Source organism: Candidatus Berkiella aquae (assembly GCF_001431295.2).
GTDB classification, from domain to species: Bacteria; Pseudomonadota; Gammaproteobacteria; order Berkiellales; family Berkiellaceae; genus Berkiella; species Berkiella aquae.
In genome coordinates this window covers 2,401,492-2,417,149 of record NZ_LKAJ02000001.1, presented here as the reverse complement: position 1 = coordinate 2,417,149, position 15,658 = coordinate 2,401,492, and the positions used below count along the sequence as shown (strand labels likewise).

Sequence of the window (15,658 nt, the reverse complement as noted above, 5' to 3'; positions counted from 1 at the left end):
CAATGGTAATAAGATAAAGTTTCTAAGCTAACAAATTTTATAGCTGGGGAGTTTTAAAATCAAATAAAGGCGATAAAGAGACATTTTTACCGTTTATCGGTGCATTTAGAGGGGGTTATGAGAGGGAGATCATAGGGGGAGAAACGTGATTCTCCCCCATCCATTTAAACAGCGGCGAAATAATCGTTCAGTAGTTTCATTGTCATAGGCTTTAACATTTGGCTGCCAAAGCGTTTATCATCAACATTCATTGATTTTTCCGTCAAGTTACTGATAAAAATATACTGTTGATTATCTTGTTCAACAAACCCCACAAACCAGCCTTCTCGTAAGCCTTGCTCAGTTGAGATTCGTTCATTCAGACCACTTCGTCCAGAACCGGTTTTACCATAATAATTTGCACCATTATCTAGTTTACCTAAATAAATATTTTGTTTGGTATTGGCAACCGTTTCTGCTGTTAAAGGTAATTGATTTTTCAATAAGGCTTTCAGGAAATGGAGCTGTTCATTAGCAGATATTTTTAAACTACTACTTAGCCATGCATGTGTGATGCCATTATTTAATCCAGGATCGCCACTAAAATCTTGATTACCATATTTAAAAGCGGCTAGATAACGTTTAATCGTCGGCAGCCCGAGTTGGGGACTGACTTCTTGTGAAACCCATAGAGCAGAATGGGTCATCCAACTATGAGGTGTTTGATCTTGGTTCCAATTCGGTAATTCTCTGGTTTTTCCATCCCATTTAAAGACGGTATCTTGATTGAAAAGTCCTTCGTTAAACCCCATTAATGATAATACTATTTTAAAAGACGAGTTTGGGGCGAGGCGTTTTTCGCAGCGATGATTAGGATTGTATTGGCTGACTACCTTATTTTTATTGACATTGTAAAGTATGTAACAAGCATCATAACCCTTGAATAATTGCTCATATTCTTGTGCAGTAGTCGCATGAGCATTGGCATTAAGCGTGACGGCAGCCAAAACGACCGATAACCATTTGTTCATAGATAAACCCACTGAAATGAAAGATGGAAAGGTAATAAATAGTAAGGGCATAAATTTTGGTAGAAATGGAGCTTTTCTGCAAGCGATTTGTTCAGGACAGCCAAAATAAAAATAAATTTAAATAACTAAATTTTTCATAATAGGTGAGAAATGAAAATAATCGATTTAAGAAGTGATACAGTTACTAAGCCCTCATTAGGGATGAAGCAAGCGATGTGGGATGCTGAAGTTGGGGATGATATTTTCAATGATGATCCAACGGTAAAACACTTAGAAGCATTTGTTGCTGAAAAATTAGGGAAAGAAGCTGCCTTGTTTGTTCCTTCAGGTACTCAATCTAATTTGATTGGTATCATGATGCATTGTCAACGAGGAGACGAGTATCTTGTTGGGCAAGAAGCACATACCTATAAGTGGGAAGGAGGAGGTGCTGCAGTGTTGGGCAGTATACAGCCACAACCTGTGCATTTTGAAAACGATGGCAGCTTAGATCTCAACAAACTGGTTGATTATATTAAACCTTTGGACGATCACCATCCAAGAACCAAACTCCTTTGTTTAGAGAATACACAAGCGGGCAAAGTACTCCCATTAGCCTATTTAGCCCAAGCAAAAGTATTTTGTACAGAACATCATCTGTTACATCATCTAGATGGGGCTCGAGTTTTTAATGCAAGTGTAAAATTGGGGGTTGATGTCATTGAAATTGCAAAGCATTTTGATTCGGTTTCCGTCTGTTTATCAAAAGGATTAGGGGCGCCAATTGGCTCTGTCTTAGTTGCTTCAAAAGATCAAATAAAAGAAGCAAGAAGATGGCGTAAAGTATTAGGAGGAGGAATGCGTCAAGCAGGCGTAATTGCTGCTGCAGGAATATATGCTTTAGAAAATAACATTCAAAGATTACAAGAAGATCATGATAATGCACAGTTATTAGCAAAATTGTTAAGTGAAATAGATGAGATCAAAGTTGAAATACAAAATCTTCAAACGAATATTTTGTATATTAACGTGCCGAAACAGCACAGTGAAAATCTATCATCTATTCTAAAAGAGCAAGGCATATTAATACCAAAAGGCAAAAGAGTGAGGCTTGTTACCCACTTAGATGTTCATCGTGAAGATATATTTACTGTGGTAAATCAAATAAAAAAATATTTGAAGGAGAGTCAATTAAAAATGGTAACTTAAGACCTATGGAAAATATAACCATTTCAACGGTTGATGCCTTTCATGATATATGGGTAGACCGGCTGGTTAAACATTGAACTTAATTGGGTCAAAATTGTCTTCTGTATTATCTTCATACTTAATAAAGTTAGGTGTATATGGGAGGGTAAGATGGCATATGCAAGGCTGATTACATGGCAAACAACCATGAAATCAAATAAGGGGTATTCCAAAGCAGTAAAAGATACTGTATTTAAGAATCAAAATGTAGGCCATGCTGCTATAGAATTGGTTTTGCCTGTTAATGAAGAGACAACAAAGCTTATGCATGAGATATGTGAATCAAATAATATACCTTATTATTTGATTCATCATGAAGTGCCAAAAGGAGATGTAAGCTATTCAAGCTCACAAATAAAAGTCCTCCCTAAAAAAGGTGAAAAGGTTCATTCTGAAGTAAGTTATCATGTTTATTTTAGTTTTTGGCCCGGAGAAAAAGATGAGGAAACAAATGAACAATTAACTAAATTTACGTTAAATAAACCAACGGATGATTTTAGAGACGAACGAACGGGAAGAGATTTTTATGGCAAAAATAGAAATCGAGATTTAATACAATCAAGTGAAATAGAGGTCCAAATATTAGAGGGTAAAAAGGCAAAAAGTAAGGAAAGAGAATATAGATTAAGCCCTAATGTTTATCATCATGACCAATCAAAACAACAGAAAGAGATTCTCCAATTACAATACCGAGCAAGAGATATTATTATCGCCTTAGTCAATGAAGGGGATGACCCTAAAAAAGTAAAAAAAATCAAAAAGAACGCTCAAGAAACGCTTAATGAATTAGACGAGTTTTTTCCAGAATTCGGTATTAAAGAGAAATTTAATAAATTAATAGATAACGATATTGGAGAAGCTAAAAATTTTCTAGCTCTTGTTGCAAGTGAGCTTAATGCTGGATATAAATCAAATGAATATTATGAGCAATTATTTAATATTACGGTAGGTGATCATGGGGATCACGATATTATTTTACCAGTAACCCTAGATAAAGGAGCAGAATCATTAACGGCACTAGATGCAAGAAAAATGCTAGAAAGAATGGCTAGGATTGTTCAAAAAGATTCCACAGAATATAAACTTCATGGTTATAATTGTTCGAGTGCAGCAGGCGAAGTAATTTTTGCTGGTATCCAAGATGAACAACTTCGTAAAAAGTTTAATGATACTAAAAGAACTAAAATGCTTCCGATGACGCCTCAAATAGCGCGTGTAAGGACACTCGCTATTGCTCAAGAACTTCAATATGATTTAAAAGATAATCAAAAAGCTGAGAAATTATCTCCTGTAACTCAATCAGTTGCAATAATAGAAACATTAGTAGCTAGAAAAATTGAGAAAAAATCGACAGAAATTACTAAAGAGAAGATAGTTGGTAAGCAAAGAATAAACGACGAATTAACAGTAAATGATATTCAAAAATTAATTAAAGAAATAAAAAAAATCAGAACGCGAGGAGACATCCCAATCCCTTCGCACAATTTAAATATTGAAGTAATGAAAATAGAACAAGCACTTAAAAAAGCGAAGCAGCAAGGGAAAACATTACCCCCTAATGAAAGTCAATTATTAAATGCTTGCATCAATTATGGGAGTGAAGTAAGTAATGTGTTAAATGCTGCAACAGAGCAACGAAATATTGCCATGAGGAAAAGAAAAAATAAAAAGAAGAGCAAAGCAGATGAAAAAGGTAAAGCGGTTCATGCTAAAGCTAAAAAATCTCAAGATAAGGGTAAAGAAAAGATAGGAAAAACCAAACAGAAGAAACTGAAGCCGATTGTTATCTCGATAGGTCATAGCTCAGATATGCCCGTTATTAATCCCCCTAAAGAAGTTACAACTCCGGAACAAGCCAGCGAAAAACGAAGTTATATTGAAAAAAGAAGCCACGATTTTCTGCAATTAAGAGATAAATTTGAAAATTTAGCAAAGGAAGAGAAAAATATTCATCGTTCGGAGAAGGATGATGAAAGGAACCCAAGAAAACCAAGGCAGCGGTGAAGTAATAATCTAAAAGAGTTAAGTCGGACAGGTTGTCGGGGCAAAATTAAATATCCGGTAGTTACACTGAAGATGATAAATATTCGAATATATTTGAATATATCTGTTATCTTTGTCTTTTTATCTAAAAAAGTTGCGATATAACCTATTTTTTATTAATTTAGGAAGATGAACAAAAATGAAATGACAAAAATACTCGATAACCTTGCTGAGCAAATTAACGAGAATTTAGCACTGCATTGTCAATATGCTGATGATAGCTATCGTTTGAAGTTAATGACCAATAATCTAAAAGAACAAGTAACGTACTTTTTAGAAAGAGTTTATTGTGGTTATCCTAAAGCGAACTATCCCGCATGCCCTTTGTGGTTACTGGAAAATAAATCACTCGTAGAGCAATGGATTACACATGAATATATGGATGACCACCTAAAGGAAGTACTCTCGGATAGCCTCCACCATCAATTACGATTCCCTGGCCAAATCCCTTCGGTAGATGAGCTGAGTTCAAAGGAGCGTTTCATCAAGACAGGTAAAAAGATTTGGGATGGTATCACTCTTCTTGAGTTTTTGGGATGGATCAAAAGTTTTACATAAAAAAGTAAGCGATTTTCAAGAAATTACCCCATAAATCTAGATTTTTTTGCGTACGCTCATAAAAATAAAATCATCACGCAAGATAAGGGAGAAAAATATATTAGGTTAAACCCTATGTTGCTTTTCGTGATTAATAAGCCATTGTTTGCGAGTTAATCCACCACCATAGCCGCCCAACTCACCGTTCTGATTAATGACTCGATGGCAAGGAATAACAATAGCAAGTTGATTAGCGCCATTGGCATTCGCAACGGCGCGAAAGGCACTAGGTTTACCTAGCTTAGCAGCAAGAGAGGAATAGGAGAGAGTTTCACCATAAGGAATTTGCTGCAAACCATCCCATACGTTCAATTGAAATGGAGAGCCTAATAAAAAAAGTGGGGTCTTAAATTGACTTAAATGTCCTTTGAAATAGGATTTTAATTCACCTTCAATAGAATCAATAGGTGGCGTTCTCCCTGGAATAATCGCCGATTTGGTTTTTTGCCGTAGCCGCTCAATTTCTCGCTCAAGGCCTCGTCTATCGACAAATTCTAAAAGAGTGAGTGCCTCTTCACTGGCAATTGCTAACATGGGGCCAAGTGGTGTATCAAGCCATGAAGCTTTTAGCAAATGCATTTTACCTAGCTTAGTCGGTGCTGCGCCCATCACTTTGGAAAACGCATCTCTAAAACCACTGCTTGACTCATATCCTGTTGCAAGTTGGGTCTCGATAACGGATTCTCCAGAACGAATTTGCTTAATTGCCAATCCCATACGCCGCGCTCTTGCATATTCAACAAAGGTCATATCAAAACGCTTTTTAAATTGGCGCCTAGCGGTTGAGGCATCAATTGATAGCGCAGCGAAATCCTTGTCCTTCCAACGTTTTTCGGGGTTTTGCTCAATTGCCTCGACTAATTTTTGGATGACCGTTGAGACTTGATTAGGATGAGACAGGGGTTTACAACGTTTACAAGGTCTAAAAGAGGCTAATAGCGCTTGTTGGGCTGTGGTAAAAAATTCACAATGCTCAAATTTAGGTTTTCTGGCAGAGCAGGTTGGGCGGCAGAAAATCCCTGTGGTTTTGACACCAACATAAAAAACGCCTTCATATTGAGAATCTTTAGCAATGAGAGCCTGATAATATTCTTTCTGGCGTTTCAGTGAGATCACACTATTTCTGCCTTAAAATTCAACGGTGAAGAGTATATTATACGGAATTTTATAATGACGGCCGCCGAAAATCAGGCATTGATTTTCAAAAGATAGTTAACTGAACAATAAGGGCTTTGAGTGAATAAGAATTACCATATTCAATTTGTTGATGAAATTTCTGAAGAAATTGAAGAAAAAATGTTAAATGGCTTAGTGGCTTATGAAAGAGGGCATGGCATTGATGTGAACTATAAACCTTTTTCTTTGTTATTGAATAATGAAGAAGGTGAGGTGATTGGTGTTTTGAATGCTTATACAGCTTTCGCAGAGATTTATATCGATGATATTTGGGTCGATGAAGCTTATCGTGGGCAAGGGCATGGTCGGAAATTGATTGAAGCGCTTGAAATGCAATTTGAAGGTGAGGGTTTCAATAATATAAATCTCGTTACGAGCGCATTCCAAGCACCAGAGTTTTATAAAAAATGTGGTTTTAGTGTTGAGTTTGTGCGAGAGAATAAGAAAAACCCTCAATTAACTAAAACTTTTTTTGTTAAATATTTTGCGGATGAGACACAAACTCAAGGTATTTTTGAATCATAACGAATTGCTATATCAGATGGTTTGTACCTTTTATCTTTTTTAACTTATCAATGAGTGATGCCCAGAATAGAATGCACCGTATTCACTTCTGGGATATCCATCATGATTGACGAAAATTTCTACCAAAAACAGGGCTTACATGCGCTGCTCAATCAAGTAAAAACTGCGCAGAATGTTGATGAATTTGCAAGAAAATTATTCGAACATTTTCCGGTGGAATCATTTTGGCGCTTTAATGTTGATGGTGTCAAACAAAGTAAAGATAGCTGGGTAGGTTTCGAAAAAAGAGAGCCGGGCTATTTACAAGGCATGCAAGATGCCTGGATTGTGATGCTAAAGGAAATAGGATCGCCTATTACCAATGAAATGTTGCTTCATTATCATGGGATTGCAACGCATCCTGTCACCATGGAAAATTTAACCCCAGCACATAAAGGTCAGTGGCGTACCAAAGATGTCTATTTTGATTTGATTAAAACCAATTCAACGGTAGCGGGTATCGTAACACTGTTAAATCGGCTGGAAGCAGGGGATGAAAATTTTGTTTTAGCCAGAGATAATCTTACCGTCGCTGATGAGATGGAATTAGAGGAATTAGATTTATTCAATAGCCATACCTTTAATAAGTTATATCAAGAACACTTGGATTACTGTGTTAGGCGTTATGGACTTGAACGTGAAAAATCTGACACACCTGACTATGTGAAACGCAGACTAGCTGAGTTTGTTTTTAATAGTTGCTATACATTTAGAACCCAACACCAGTCAGTCTATGAAATATCATCCGATGATGCTGTTATTGAAGAGAAACAATTAACAGAACCTCTTGATATTTTAATGCAACAAAAAAGTGAACATATTTTACGTCGTTATCATAAATTGATTACGCTTTGTCATGATGGCGAACAAAAATTAAGAATCATTATTGAAACCATTCAACAACTAGAACAACTGCATCCTTTTAAAGATGGTAACTGTCGTCTTTTTGTGATGATTATGTTAAATAAATTGCTAATCGAAAATGGTTTCCCACCTTGTATGTTACATGATCCGAATTGTTTTGATGCCTTTACTGTTGATGAACTAACGCTTGAGGTAATCAAGGGTATGCAGACATTTCAAGCTTATACCCAAGGGCTTGTTAATGATTTAGATAGTCATTCATTGGGACAAAGTACACAGTTAAATGATTATTTTGTGGGTATTCATCAACAATTAAAGAAGGCCTTAGAAGCGCATTTTTTATCTTCCCAGGCAGAAAAAACGTTGACTACCTTATATGACATGAACGCAAGTCAATCCAAACAATCACAAGATTTAGTAGAAGGTATTCTTAAGCTTCATATGAAAAGTGGCAATACCATTAAATAATGTTATAAAGTAATGACCATACTCATTTCATAAAAAGTGATAGTTTTTAATGGATTCCTTGCAGGTTGATATTACTTACCTAAAAAATCATATTGAACAAGTTCCCTTGCTAGCATCTTGGATGTTTAAGACTTGGGGGCATTATAATCCGACATCAAGTCTTGAAAAAGCTGAACAAAAACTCTTACAACATTTAAATATCGACACTTTACCCTTAGCTTATATTGCATTGCATAATGAGGTACCGGTGGGAATGTGTTCATTGAGAGTGAATGATGGCATTCAGCACGCGTTAACGCCTTGGTTAGGTTCTTTATATGTTGAGCCATTGATGCGTGGCCGTGGAATAGGAGAGCAGCTTATCAATACAGCCGCAGAAAAAGCCTTGAATCTGGGGTATTCAAAATTGTATTTATTTGCTTTCGATAAAACATTACCCCAGTGGTATGAAAAATTGGGATGGCTTGAGAGAGGAGTTGATGAAATAAATCGTTACCCAGTCACAGTTATGGAACTATCATTATAATCGTTTTGTGTGTCGCAATAAAATTGAGGGTAGATAATCTGCTATTCCCTGCGTAAACTAATCTTTCCTATCAATCACCACCAAATCGACAGAGTTTTGTGATGAAAGAAAAAAAAGCCAAAGCATTAGAAAAGCTTAAAAGAACAAGTCTTGACTATGCCAGCCCTTTAAAGAATCGAACACTGCTGCAAAACTTAAAAGAAAAGGGAGAATCTGTGGTTAAACCCTTTTGTCTTTTATATGATAAGACCATGACACAAGCAGGTGTTGGTGAAAAGGTTTTTGCTAGATTTCAAGCAACAGGAAGTGAAATTCCTTTTTATCGATTATCTACAGTGTTAAATGAACAAGGTGAAAAACGTTACCAATTGCGTTCGAATAAAGATGATCGAATAGTTACCCCCAATAGCAAATATTCTTATGTCGTTATTTCTAACCAAACAGGTGAATTTGAATTACGGATCGGCAACATGCACCATCATTACTTAGCCAATAAAAAAATAGAAGTGTATGCGGCAGGGGAGATTTTTTTTGATGGTTGGGATGCTACGACCCGCTCTGCTGATATTCTTAAAATTAACCCTTGCTCCGGTGGTTATCATACCGATGAAGAGGAAGAATTAGTACGCGCTTTTAAAAATTGCTCTATTCAAGATGTCTTAGAGAAAGTGGGATTGCCCAAAGATAAATTTCAACCCTACATCAAGCCTGAAGATAAAAGACGTCATTCTTTCAGTCTTTAAAAATAACAGGCCTTCATTTTCACAAAGGCCTGTTATGCTGACTTAATAAAGAGGCGAGGGCATTGGCGCAATGCCTTTGGGTGTTTTTTCTTCCGTTGTGCTTGCTACTGTGTTAGGAGCTGGCGAAGCACTGCGTTTTGTTTGATCATAATACGGTATAAAAGCCGTTGCTTCTTCTATTAGCATGGGTTGTTCTTCTGATGTCTCATGGCTGTCCGAAGTACTACGCTTTTTCTTGGGAGGAGAAACGGTGCTACTACTGGCATCACCTAGAGCATAAGCGGTTTGAGAACGTTCTCTAAACGATGTGGTATTACCGGTAATGCTATCACCTATCATCGCATTTTCGCGCTTGATGCGAGAGGATTTTGAAGGGGAAGAAGTTGTCGCAGAAGCTCTACGTTTATGTTTAGGGGAAGCTGAATGACGTGGAGAATCAGCTTGCCCATCAAGTGAAAGTATAGAAAGTTCTGAGGATAACGATTCTACTTGCGCAGGGGCAATGATGGCGGTTTGCATGCTACTTTTTGTCAGTGCAGGTTTGATTCTACTTTTTCCAGTAAGCATTTCTTTGCTGGGTCTTGTTGCTTCATACTGCGCAAAAATGCTTTGACACAGTAATGGAATGGCGGCTAGTTTTTCTCTTAAATCACTAGATTCTTGGGAGTTATCGTTGGGTAACGTTTGCAGAGCAAGATAATCTTCAATTTTGGTTTTGGCATCTGTTCCCAGATGTTTGACACCTTGTGCCAAAACAACAAAGGGCGATTCTACATCTTTACAATATTTGAGCGCAGACCAAATATCTTTTACAGAAGGTGAATGATCAAGATTGATGATTCTAGCCGGTTCTAACGTATAAGAGAGCCAGTATGCATCGGTATCTGTAAAGTGAATGTGGGTGACTCTATCATGAAAATCTGTCATGTAAGGTACGACAGGAAATGATTGTAAATAAGGATGATGCTTGGCATATTCTTCGTTAATTTTACCGAATGCGGTAATTCTGGAATCCATTTGATCAGCAGGTATTTGTTCAAGGACACGATTTTTCGCATCGGTATAAACAGTAAGCATAGGAACACATTTACCCTGCGTCGCTTTCATTGAACTCGATAATTCGCTTAATGAGGGTGCAAAAAGGATATCATATTTAGCAAATTCTTTCTTAAAGATATCATTCATCATATTTTTGATAAATGATAAACGAGATACTGCTTTGTTCTGAAAGCCAAGATAAATAGCTGTTGCTGCGGGCAGGTTGACAGGTAAGTCATAAGCGTTGTTTTCGTTCAGACAAATTTTTAAAACATCCATGTAAAATTTGAAAATAGTTTCAGCATGGACTTGCGATCTGGCACATAAAATATCTCGACAGACCAATTGAGAAGTTTGATTGACCAAATCTGAAAATTGTAAAAAGGGTTGATTGTCTTTTGCTTTTTTAAGCAAATTGATAGCTCTGAATCTTTCCGGCGTAATCGCCAAAGTCGCTTCAGTAAATACTTTTGCTAAATCGCGTACCATCTCTAATGGAGCAGCGGCATTCAGGTAAGGTGGTAACTTATTGAGTTGGTGCTGATAGAAATTTTGTAATTTTATTTTTAAGGTCACAAACGCCATTTTTTGATTAAGATTGTTTAGGAAAGCGGTAAATGCCTCTTCAAATTCTGGGTTATCTATCCAATCTTTTGCACCATCTAAACGAATGATTTCTTTTACAAAATAAATACAAGCAAGTTTAGCTTGTTCATTCATGTTAGGATAATGTTTTGTGAGTGTCACTAAGATTTCAGTTGGTGTAAAAAACTCAGTGATTCCGTGCGCTTTTAATGTTAATTGCGCAGGATTAATACGTAATGCCATTTGCTTTTTAAAATCGGGTTTGGTTTTTGAGGTTTTAGGCTCGATAGTCGTTGGTGCAACTGCAAAAAGACGTAACACATAAGGAAGATCGGGTGCATCTTGCATGGTATAGGCATCTAAACCGCACATTCTGAGATCATGATTAATCTCTTGGCTTAATGTTCCACCTTGATCTTCTGGAAATTCGGCTGGAAAATGCTCATCATAGTACTTAACAATTTTTTCATGGCTGGTATTTGTCTTTTTTCGACCAAAAGTGAGTGCGTGATAAATTGGAATGTAACCTTTATCATCCGCGGTATGTGCGCTTACCCCTTTGTTGATTAATGCTTTGAAAGTGGTGAATGATCCTTTAATAGCAGCCCAGTGAATGGGTTGATAGCCTTTGCCATCTTTTTCAAAGAGGTTAGCCTTACCACTTTTAATAACGCTTAATGCCTCTTCTTTTTTATCGCCACTAATTAAACTATTGAGTGAAGATTCTTGATTGGCAGATTCTTTTTCAACGCCACGTGTGCTCATTTTGATTCCTAACAACCTAAGTAAAATTCCTAGGAACGTAAAGGATCTAAGTCAGGGCGTCAAGCAGCAAGGGTATTTTACGTCAGCATTTCGTCGCCTGGTATTAACTATAATATTTAACTGACAAATATTTGTCAGAAAAATCATCACAGGTATCAGAGAGTGTGTACCGTCATTCTTTGATTCAAAATAGTGAGAAATCCAGAGAGTCCTTGCGTTTCATTCGTAAAGAAAGTGGCATCAACACCTTCAACCAGAGGAATTGCATCAAGCGTTAATTGATGTCCTTTTTTAGTCAGATGTAATGAATAGGCTCGCCTATCGGTTTCTTGCTGATATCGTTCAATCAGCGCTTTTTGTAATAAGGTTTTCACTAAATCAGACATCATCATTTTATCAATATGGGTAAATTCAGCGACTTGATTTTGTGAAGGGCCTTGTTGATATTGATTACTGAGCCATAAAATACCGGCAAGCGCAACAAACTGCGGATGAGTAATGCCAAGCGGTTGTAAGGCTTTTCTTTGTTGTTGTTGCCATAGATTGGTTAAGCGCCACAACAAAAAACCTGGACTTTCTTCAGCACTTTTAAAGGAAAAATTCATGGATTGTTTCATGTGGTATCCTCATCGTTAAGATGAGGATTATACGCATTAGTGGGTGAGATGCGAAGTATTTGCAATTTTGTGTCATTGCGACACTTCGCATAGCGAAGGGAAAGCAATCCAGAAAAAACGGTGCGTAGGGCTGCATTAATAGATTGCTTCGCTACGCTCGCAATGACGAGCTTTTAAGACTGCCTCCTCGCCAATGCAATTAATTGCTGTGTTTGCTCTGGTAATGTGTCAACAATTTCTTGGCCAACTATTCTTCGCCATAACCCGGTAAGGGGGCCTGTGATGGTAATCGTCGTTGTCAGCACAAGCCCTTGGTTGGTTGTTATCATTTCATGCTTACCAAAAAGCTCGGCTAAAAAAAAAGTCGTATGATCGGTAAACATTTTATTCGGGACACATTCGACGACGGTCATTTTAACTGCTTTAAACCAGTCTTTTGGTTTAAAGGTAATGACGGTTCCATTGGCGAAAGGTCCATTGGCTTTAGCCCATTGAGTGTCGGTATCCCAAGCAGGTCGATTAGGGATATCAGCCCAAATAGACCAAATCTGTTCGGGTTTTATGCCCTGTACGGTGGTGGTATAGGATTGCTGCCACATTTGCTTATTTCCTGAGGAAAAAGACAATGGTAAGCGCGCTTATTATAAAAATCAACCCCCGACAACTAAATCATTAGTTGTCGGGCCGGGCAGCAAAGGAGGGTAAGAAAAGGTGTTAGAAGTGACGTTTAACAATAAATCCACAGATAAGCAAAATAAGCCCTAGAATCAGCGTAGGAGCCAAGACAACGTAGCTGTTATAGCTTTGCCACATCGTGACAATCTTAGAGACCCATTGGGGGAAGAAAAGTAACACAATCCCTTTAAAGGTAATCCAATAACCCAAAATGGTAATTAAAATGGGCCAGCCACGGCATGTACGATGGCTCAGAACAATGCCAAGCCCCAAAAATAAGGTAATCATGCCGAGTGTCATCAAAATTAAGGGGTTTTGCGCGAGATCAGCCATTAACGTTTGGTACTGTTTTAAATGAAAAAACATACCAATAGATAAAATGACGGCGTAGAGCCCTAATAATCTTGCCCAAAAAATGGAGTAATTCATGGCGAGTGTGCTCCTCTAGGTTTTAACTACTATAAAGTGTAGTTCCATCCATAAATTCAGCACTACCGATCATCGTGTAATCTGTCAAACTAATATAAAAAACCTTGACCCCCACCTCCTATATCATTAATTTATGCGTAGCAAAGCCAGACGTGCTTTGTGGGCATGGGGGGATGTGAGGCATGCAATCTTAAAAATTGGTTTTCCAATCTAAATCCAATCAAACCCCATGTATTCGAATGCTCTTGTTAGAGAGGATACGACATTGCATGATCTTACTGTTAAACGCGCTACCTATATGGGCCTTGGCGCCCTCATCATGTGGACAGTTGAACCTTTATTGATCTCTGAGGTCAATGGGTTGCCGATTTTTGAAGTCCTGGCCATTATCTTTTTTAGCTCCTTTGCGTTAACCGCTTTGCGCTTAACCAAACGTCGTGCTTGGCATACCGTGTTAAAGCAACCGGCATTTATTTGGCTTGCAGGGCTAACGGGAATTTGTTTAAGCGATTTCGCCTATATCTATGGTGCGCAATATGCTCCCATTGCCCATGTTGATCTCATTGACTACTTGTGGCCATGCTTAGTGGTGGCATTCACCAGCATGTTGCCGAAAGAGCGTTTTACGCCGCAACATATTATTGGGGCATTATTAGGCCTTTTAGGGATCTATGTTTTGGTTCACCATGAAATTAGCTTAAATGGTTTCAACTTCAACTATTTTATTGGATACCTTTTAGCGCTGTTTGGCGCGGTATTATGGGGTGGCTATTCTGCATTCTCACGCTACTTTAAGAAGGTTCCTACGGAAATGATTGGCATGTACTGTGGCTTGGGTGCATTGCTGTGCTTAGGATTACATCTTAAATTTGAAACATTTGTCACACCGACTTGGACCCAAGGCTCTTTGGCCGTGGTAACCGGTATTAGTGGCGCAGGCATCGCTTATCAGCTGTGGGATTATGGCGTTAAATACGGTGATGTGTACCTTTTAAGCACTATCACCTATGTTGCGCGAATCGCTGCCATGGCTTTGCTCGTTATGTTTGGTAAAGAGCCATTAACCTGGAGTTTAGTGATTGCTTGCTCGTTAGCATCCATTGGGGTGTTTATCAGTGGCATGGATACAAAATCCTTTAAGCAATTATGTGGACGCTTCTCATTCATGAGAAGCTCGCAACTTTCAACGCAACCTGAAATGCCTGTTTAGTCTTATTAAGTAAGGAGTTCCTTATTAGGAAATCATGGATGATTCGCACTTATTTTCACACTTTCAGCTAAGGGAGATCCGCTTTAAAAATCGCATAGCGGTATCTCCTATGTGCCAGTATTCCTCAATTGATGGTTTTGCAACTGATTGGCATTTAGTTCATCTGGGCAGTCGTGCTGTCGGTGGGGCAGCATTGGTTTTTACAGAAGCCGCTGCGGTGATGCCTCAAGGACGAATCACGCCTTATGATTTAGGGATTTGGTCTGATAATCACATTGATTATTTAGCGCGAATAGCCGATTTTATCCATGCTCAAGGCGCGATCGCCGGAATTCAATTGGCCCATGCTGGCAGAAAAGCAAGCACCAGTCGCCCCTGGGAAGGGGGGAGTAAAGTTGAGAAGGACAATGGAGGATGGCAAGTGGTTGCCCCATCAGCCCTGGCTTTTGCTGCTGATTCTTTAGTGCCGACCGAACTGAATCTCGGGCAAATTCAAGCGGTGGTTGCCGCGTTTGCGATGGCAGCTAAGCGTGCCTTAGAAGCTAACTTTAAAGTAATCGAAATTCATAGTGCGCATGGTTATTTACTCCATGAATTTTTGTCGCCCTTGAGTAATATCCGTAAAGATAATTATGGCGGTAGTTTCGAAAATCGTATTCGCTTATTGCTTGAAGTTGTGCAAGGCGTGCGTCAAGTGTGGCCAGATGAATACCCTTTATTTGTGAGAATTTCTGCAACGGATTGGACAGAGAAAGGATGGGCGCTAAATGATTCAGTCATGTTGAGCGAACGCCTTAAAGCGTATGGCGTTGATTTTATCGATTGCTCAAGTGGTGGTAATGTCGCGCATGCTAACATTCCCGTTGGTCCTGGCTATCAAACCCCTTTTGCTGAGCGCATCCGCGATGAATGTCATATTGCAACAGGGGCAGTTGGGCTAATTGTCTCGCCAGCTCAAGCGGACCATATTATTCGTACTCAACAAGCTGATATGGTTTTATTGGCACGAGAGATGCTTCGAGACCCTTATTTTCCGTTAAGAGCGGCCCGAGAATTAAGACAAGATATTACCTGGCCTTCACAATACTTACGTGCAAATCCTTTAAAAAACCGGTAATGTC

14 protein-coding genes and 1 pseudogene are annotated in these 15,658 nt (G+C 38.4%); 9 read left to right on the top strand and 6 right to left on the bottom strand.

The genetic code is table 11. The features are described 5' to 3' along the window. Positions 1-164 precede the first annotated feature (164 nt). A complete protein-coding gene (locus HT99x_RS10615; protein WP_075064938.1) occupies positions 165-1,010 on the bottom strand; it encodes a penicillin-binding transpeptidase domain-containing protein in 846 nt (281 codons plus the stop codon). 150 nt (positions 1,011-1,160) lie between these two features. Here HT99x_RS10615 and ltaE point away from each other — a divergent pair, with 150 nt between their 5' ends. From ltaE to HT99x_RS10600, 3 genes are all read left to right on the top strand, one after another. Beyond that, on the top strand, positions 1,161-2,198 hold the full coding sequence (gene ltaE, locus HT99x_RS10610; RefSeq protein ID WP_075064939.1) for a low-specificity L-threonine aldolase: 1,038 nt from the start codon (positions 1,161-1,163) through the stop codon (positions 2,196-2,198). 150 nt (positions 2,199-2,348) lie between these two features. Next, entirely contained in the window at positions 2,349-4,241 is a 1,893-nt protein-coding gene (locus HT99x_RS10605; RefSeq protein ID WP_075064940.1) for a hypothetical protein, read from the top strand. A 168-nt stretch (positions 4,242-4,409) separates the two neighbouring features. Further along, a complete protein-coding gene (locus HT99x_RS10600) occupies positions 4,410-4,838 on the top strand; it encodes a hypothetical protein (protein ID WP_075064941.1) in 429 nt (142 codons plus the stop codon). A gap of 105 nt (positions 4,839-4,943) precedes the next feature. Here HT99x_RS10600 and HT99x_RS10595 read toward each other — a convergent pair whose 3' ends face one another. Beyond that, the gene (locus tag HT99x_RS10595) at positions 4,944-5,993 is read right to left on the bottom strand and encodes a methylated-DNA--[protein]-cysteine S-methyltransferase (RefSeq protein ID WP_075064942.1); all 1,050 of its coding nucleotides are present in this window, start codon (positions 5,991-5,993) and stop codon (positions 4,944-4,946) included. Between the two features lie 138 nt (positions 5,994-6,131). Between HT99x_RS10595 and HT99x_RS10590 the strand changes: the two are divergent. The 4 genes and pseudogenes from HT99x_RS10590 to HT99x_RS10575 form a co-directional block, all read left to right on the top strand. Beyond that, a pseudogene (locus tag HT99x_RS10590) lies at positions 6,132-6,578 on the top strand (GNAT family N-acetyltransferase); the annotation flags it as partial. A 102-nt stretch (positions 6,579-6,680) separates the two neighbouring features. Further along, positions 6,681-7,949 (top strand): Fic family protein, encoded by a 1,269-nt coding sequence (locus tag HT99x_RS10585; RefSeq protein ID WP_075064944.1) that lies wholly within the window; start codon positions 6,681-6,683, stop codon positions 7,947-7,949. 49 nt (positions 7,950-7,998) lie between these two features. Then, the gene (locus tag HT99x_RS10580; protein ID WP_075064945.1) at positions 7,999-8,475 is read left to right on the top strand and encodes a GNAT family N-acetyltransferase; all 477 of its coding nucleotides are present in this window, start codon (positions 7,999-8,001) and stop codon (positions 8,473-8,475) included. A 101-nt stretch (positions 8,476-8,576) separates the two neighbouring features. After that, positions 8,577-9,218, top strand: a complete 642-nt coding sequence (locus tag HT99x_RS10575; RefSeq protein WP_075064946.1) for a hypothetical protein — start codon at positions 8,577-8,579, stop codon at positions 9,216-9,218. 42 nt (positions 9,219-9,260) lie between these two features. On the opposite strand, the gene HT99x_RS10570 is transcribed toward HT99x_RS10575, so the two are convergent. The 4 genes from HT99x_RS10570 to HT99x_RS10555 form a co-directional block, all read right to left on the bottom strand. Further along, complete coding sequence (locus HT99x_RS10570) at positions 9,261-11,606, bottom strand: RasGEF domain-containing protein (protein ID WP_075064947.1); 2,346 nt, start codon at positions 11,604-11,606, stop codon at positions 9,261-9,263. Between the two features lie 155 nt (positions 11,607-11,761). Continuing rightward, the gene (locus HT99x_RS10565) at positions 11,762-12,223 is read right to left on the bottom strand and encodes a MarR family winged helix-turn-helix transcriptional regulator (RefSeq protein ID WP_083482752.1); all 462 of its coding nucleotides are present in this window, start codon (positions 12,221-12,223) and stop codon (positions 11,762-11,764) included. Between the two features lie 173 nt (positions 12,224-12,396). Next, positions 12,397-12,822 carry an SRPBCC family protein gene (locus HT99x_RS10560; RefSeq protein ID WP_075064948.1) on the bottom strand — a complete coding sequence of 142 codons (426 nt, stop codon included), beginning with the start codon at positions 12,820-12,822 and terminating at the stop codon, positions 12,397-12,399. A 115-nt stretch (positions 12,823-12,937) separates the two neighbouring features. Beyond that, entirely contained in the window at positions 12,938-13,327 is a 390-nt protein-coding gene (locus tag HT99x_RS10555) for a hypothetical protein (protein ID WP_075064949.1), read from the bottom strand. A gap of 265 nt (positions 13,328-13,592) precedes the next feature. Here HT99x_RS10555 and HT99x_RS10550 point away from each other — a divergent pair, with 265 nt between their 5' ends. Further along, complete coding sequence (locus tag HT99x_RS10550) at positions 13,593-14,537, top strand: EamA family transporter (RefSeq protein ID WP_075064950.1); 945 nt, start codon at positions 13,593-13,595, stop codon at positions 14,535-14,537. 34 nt (positions 14,538-14,571) lie between these two features. Further along, on the top strand, positions 14,572-15,654 hold the full coding sequence (locus tag HT99x_RS10545) for an oxidoreductase (RefSeq protein WP_075064951.1): 1,083 nt from the start codon (positions 14,572-14,574) through the stop codon (positions 15,652-15,654). Positions 15,655-15,658: the final 4 nt, after the last annotated feature.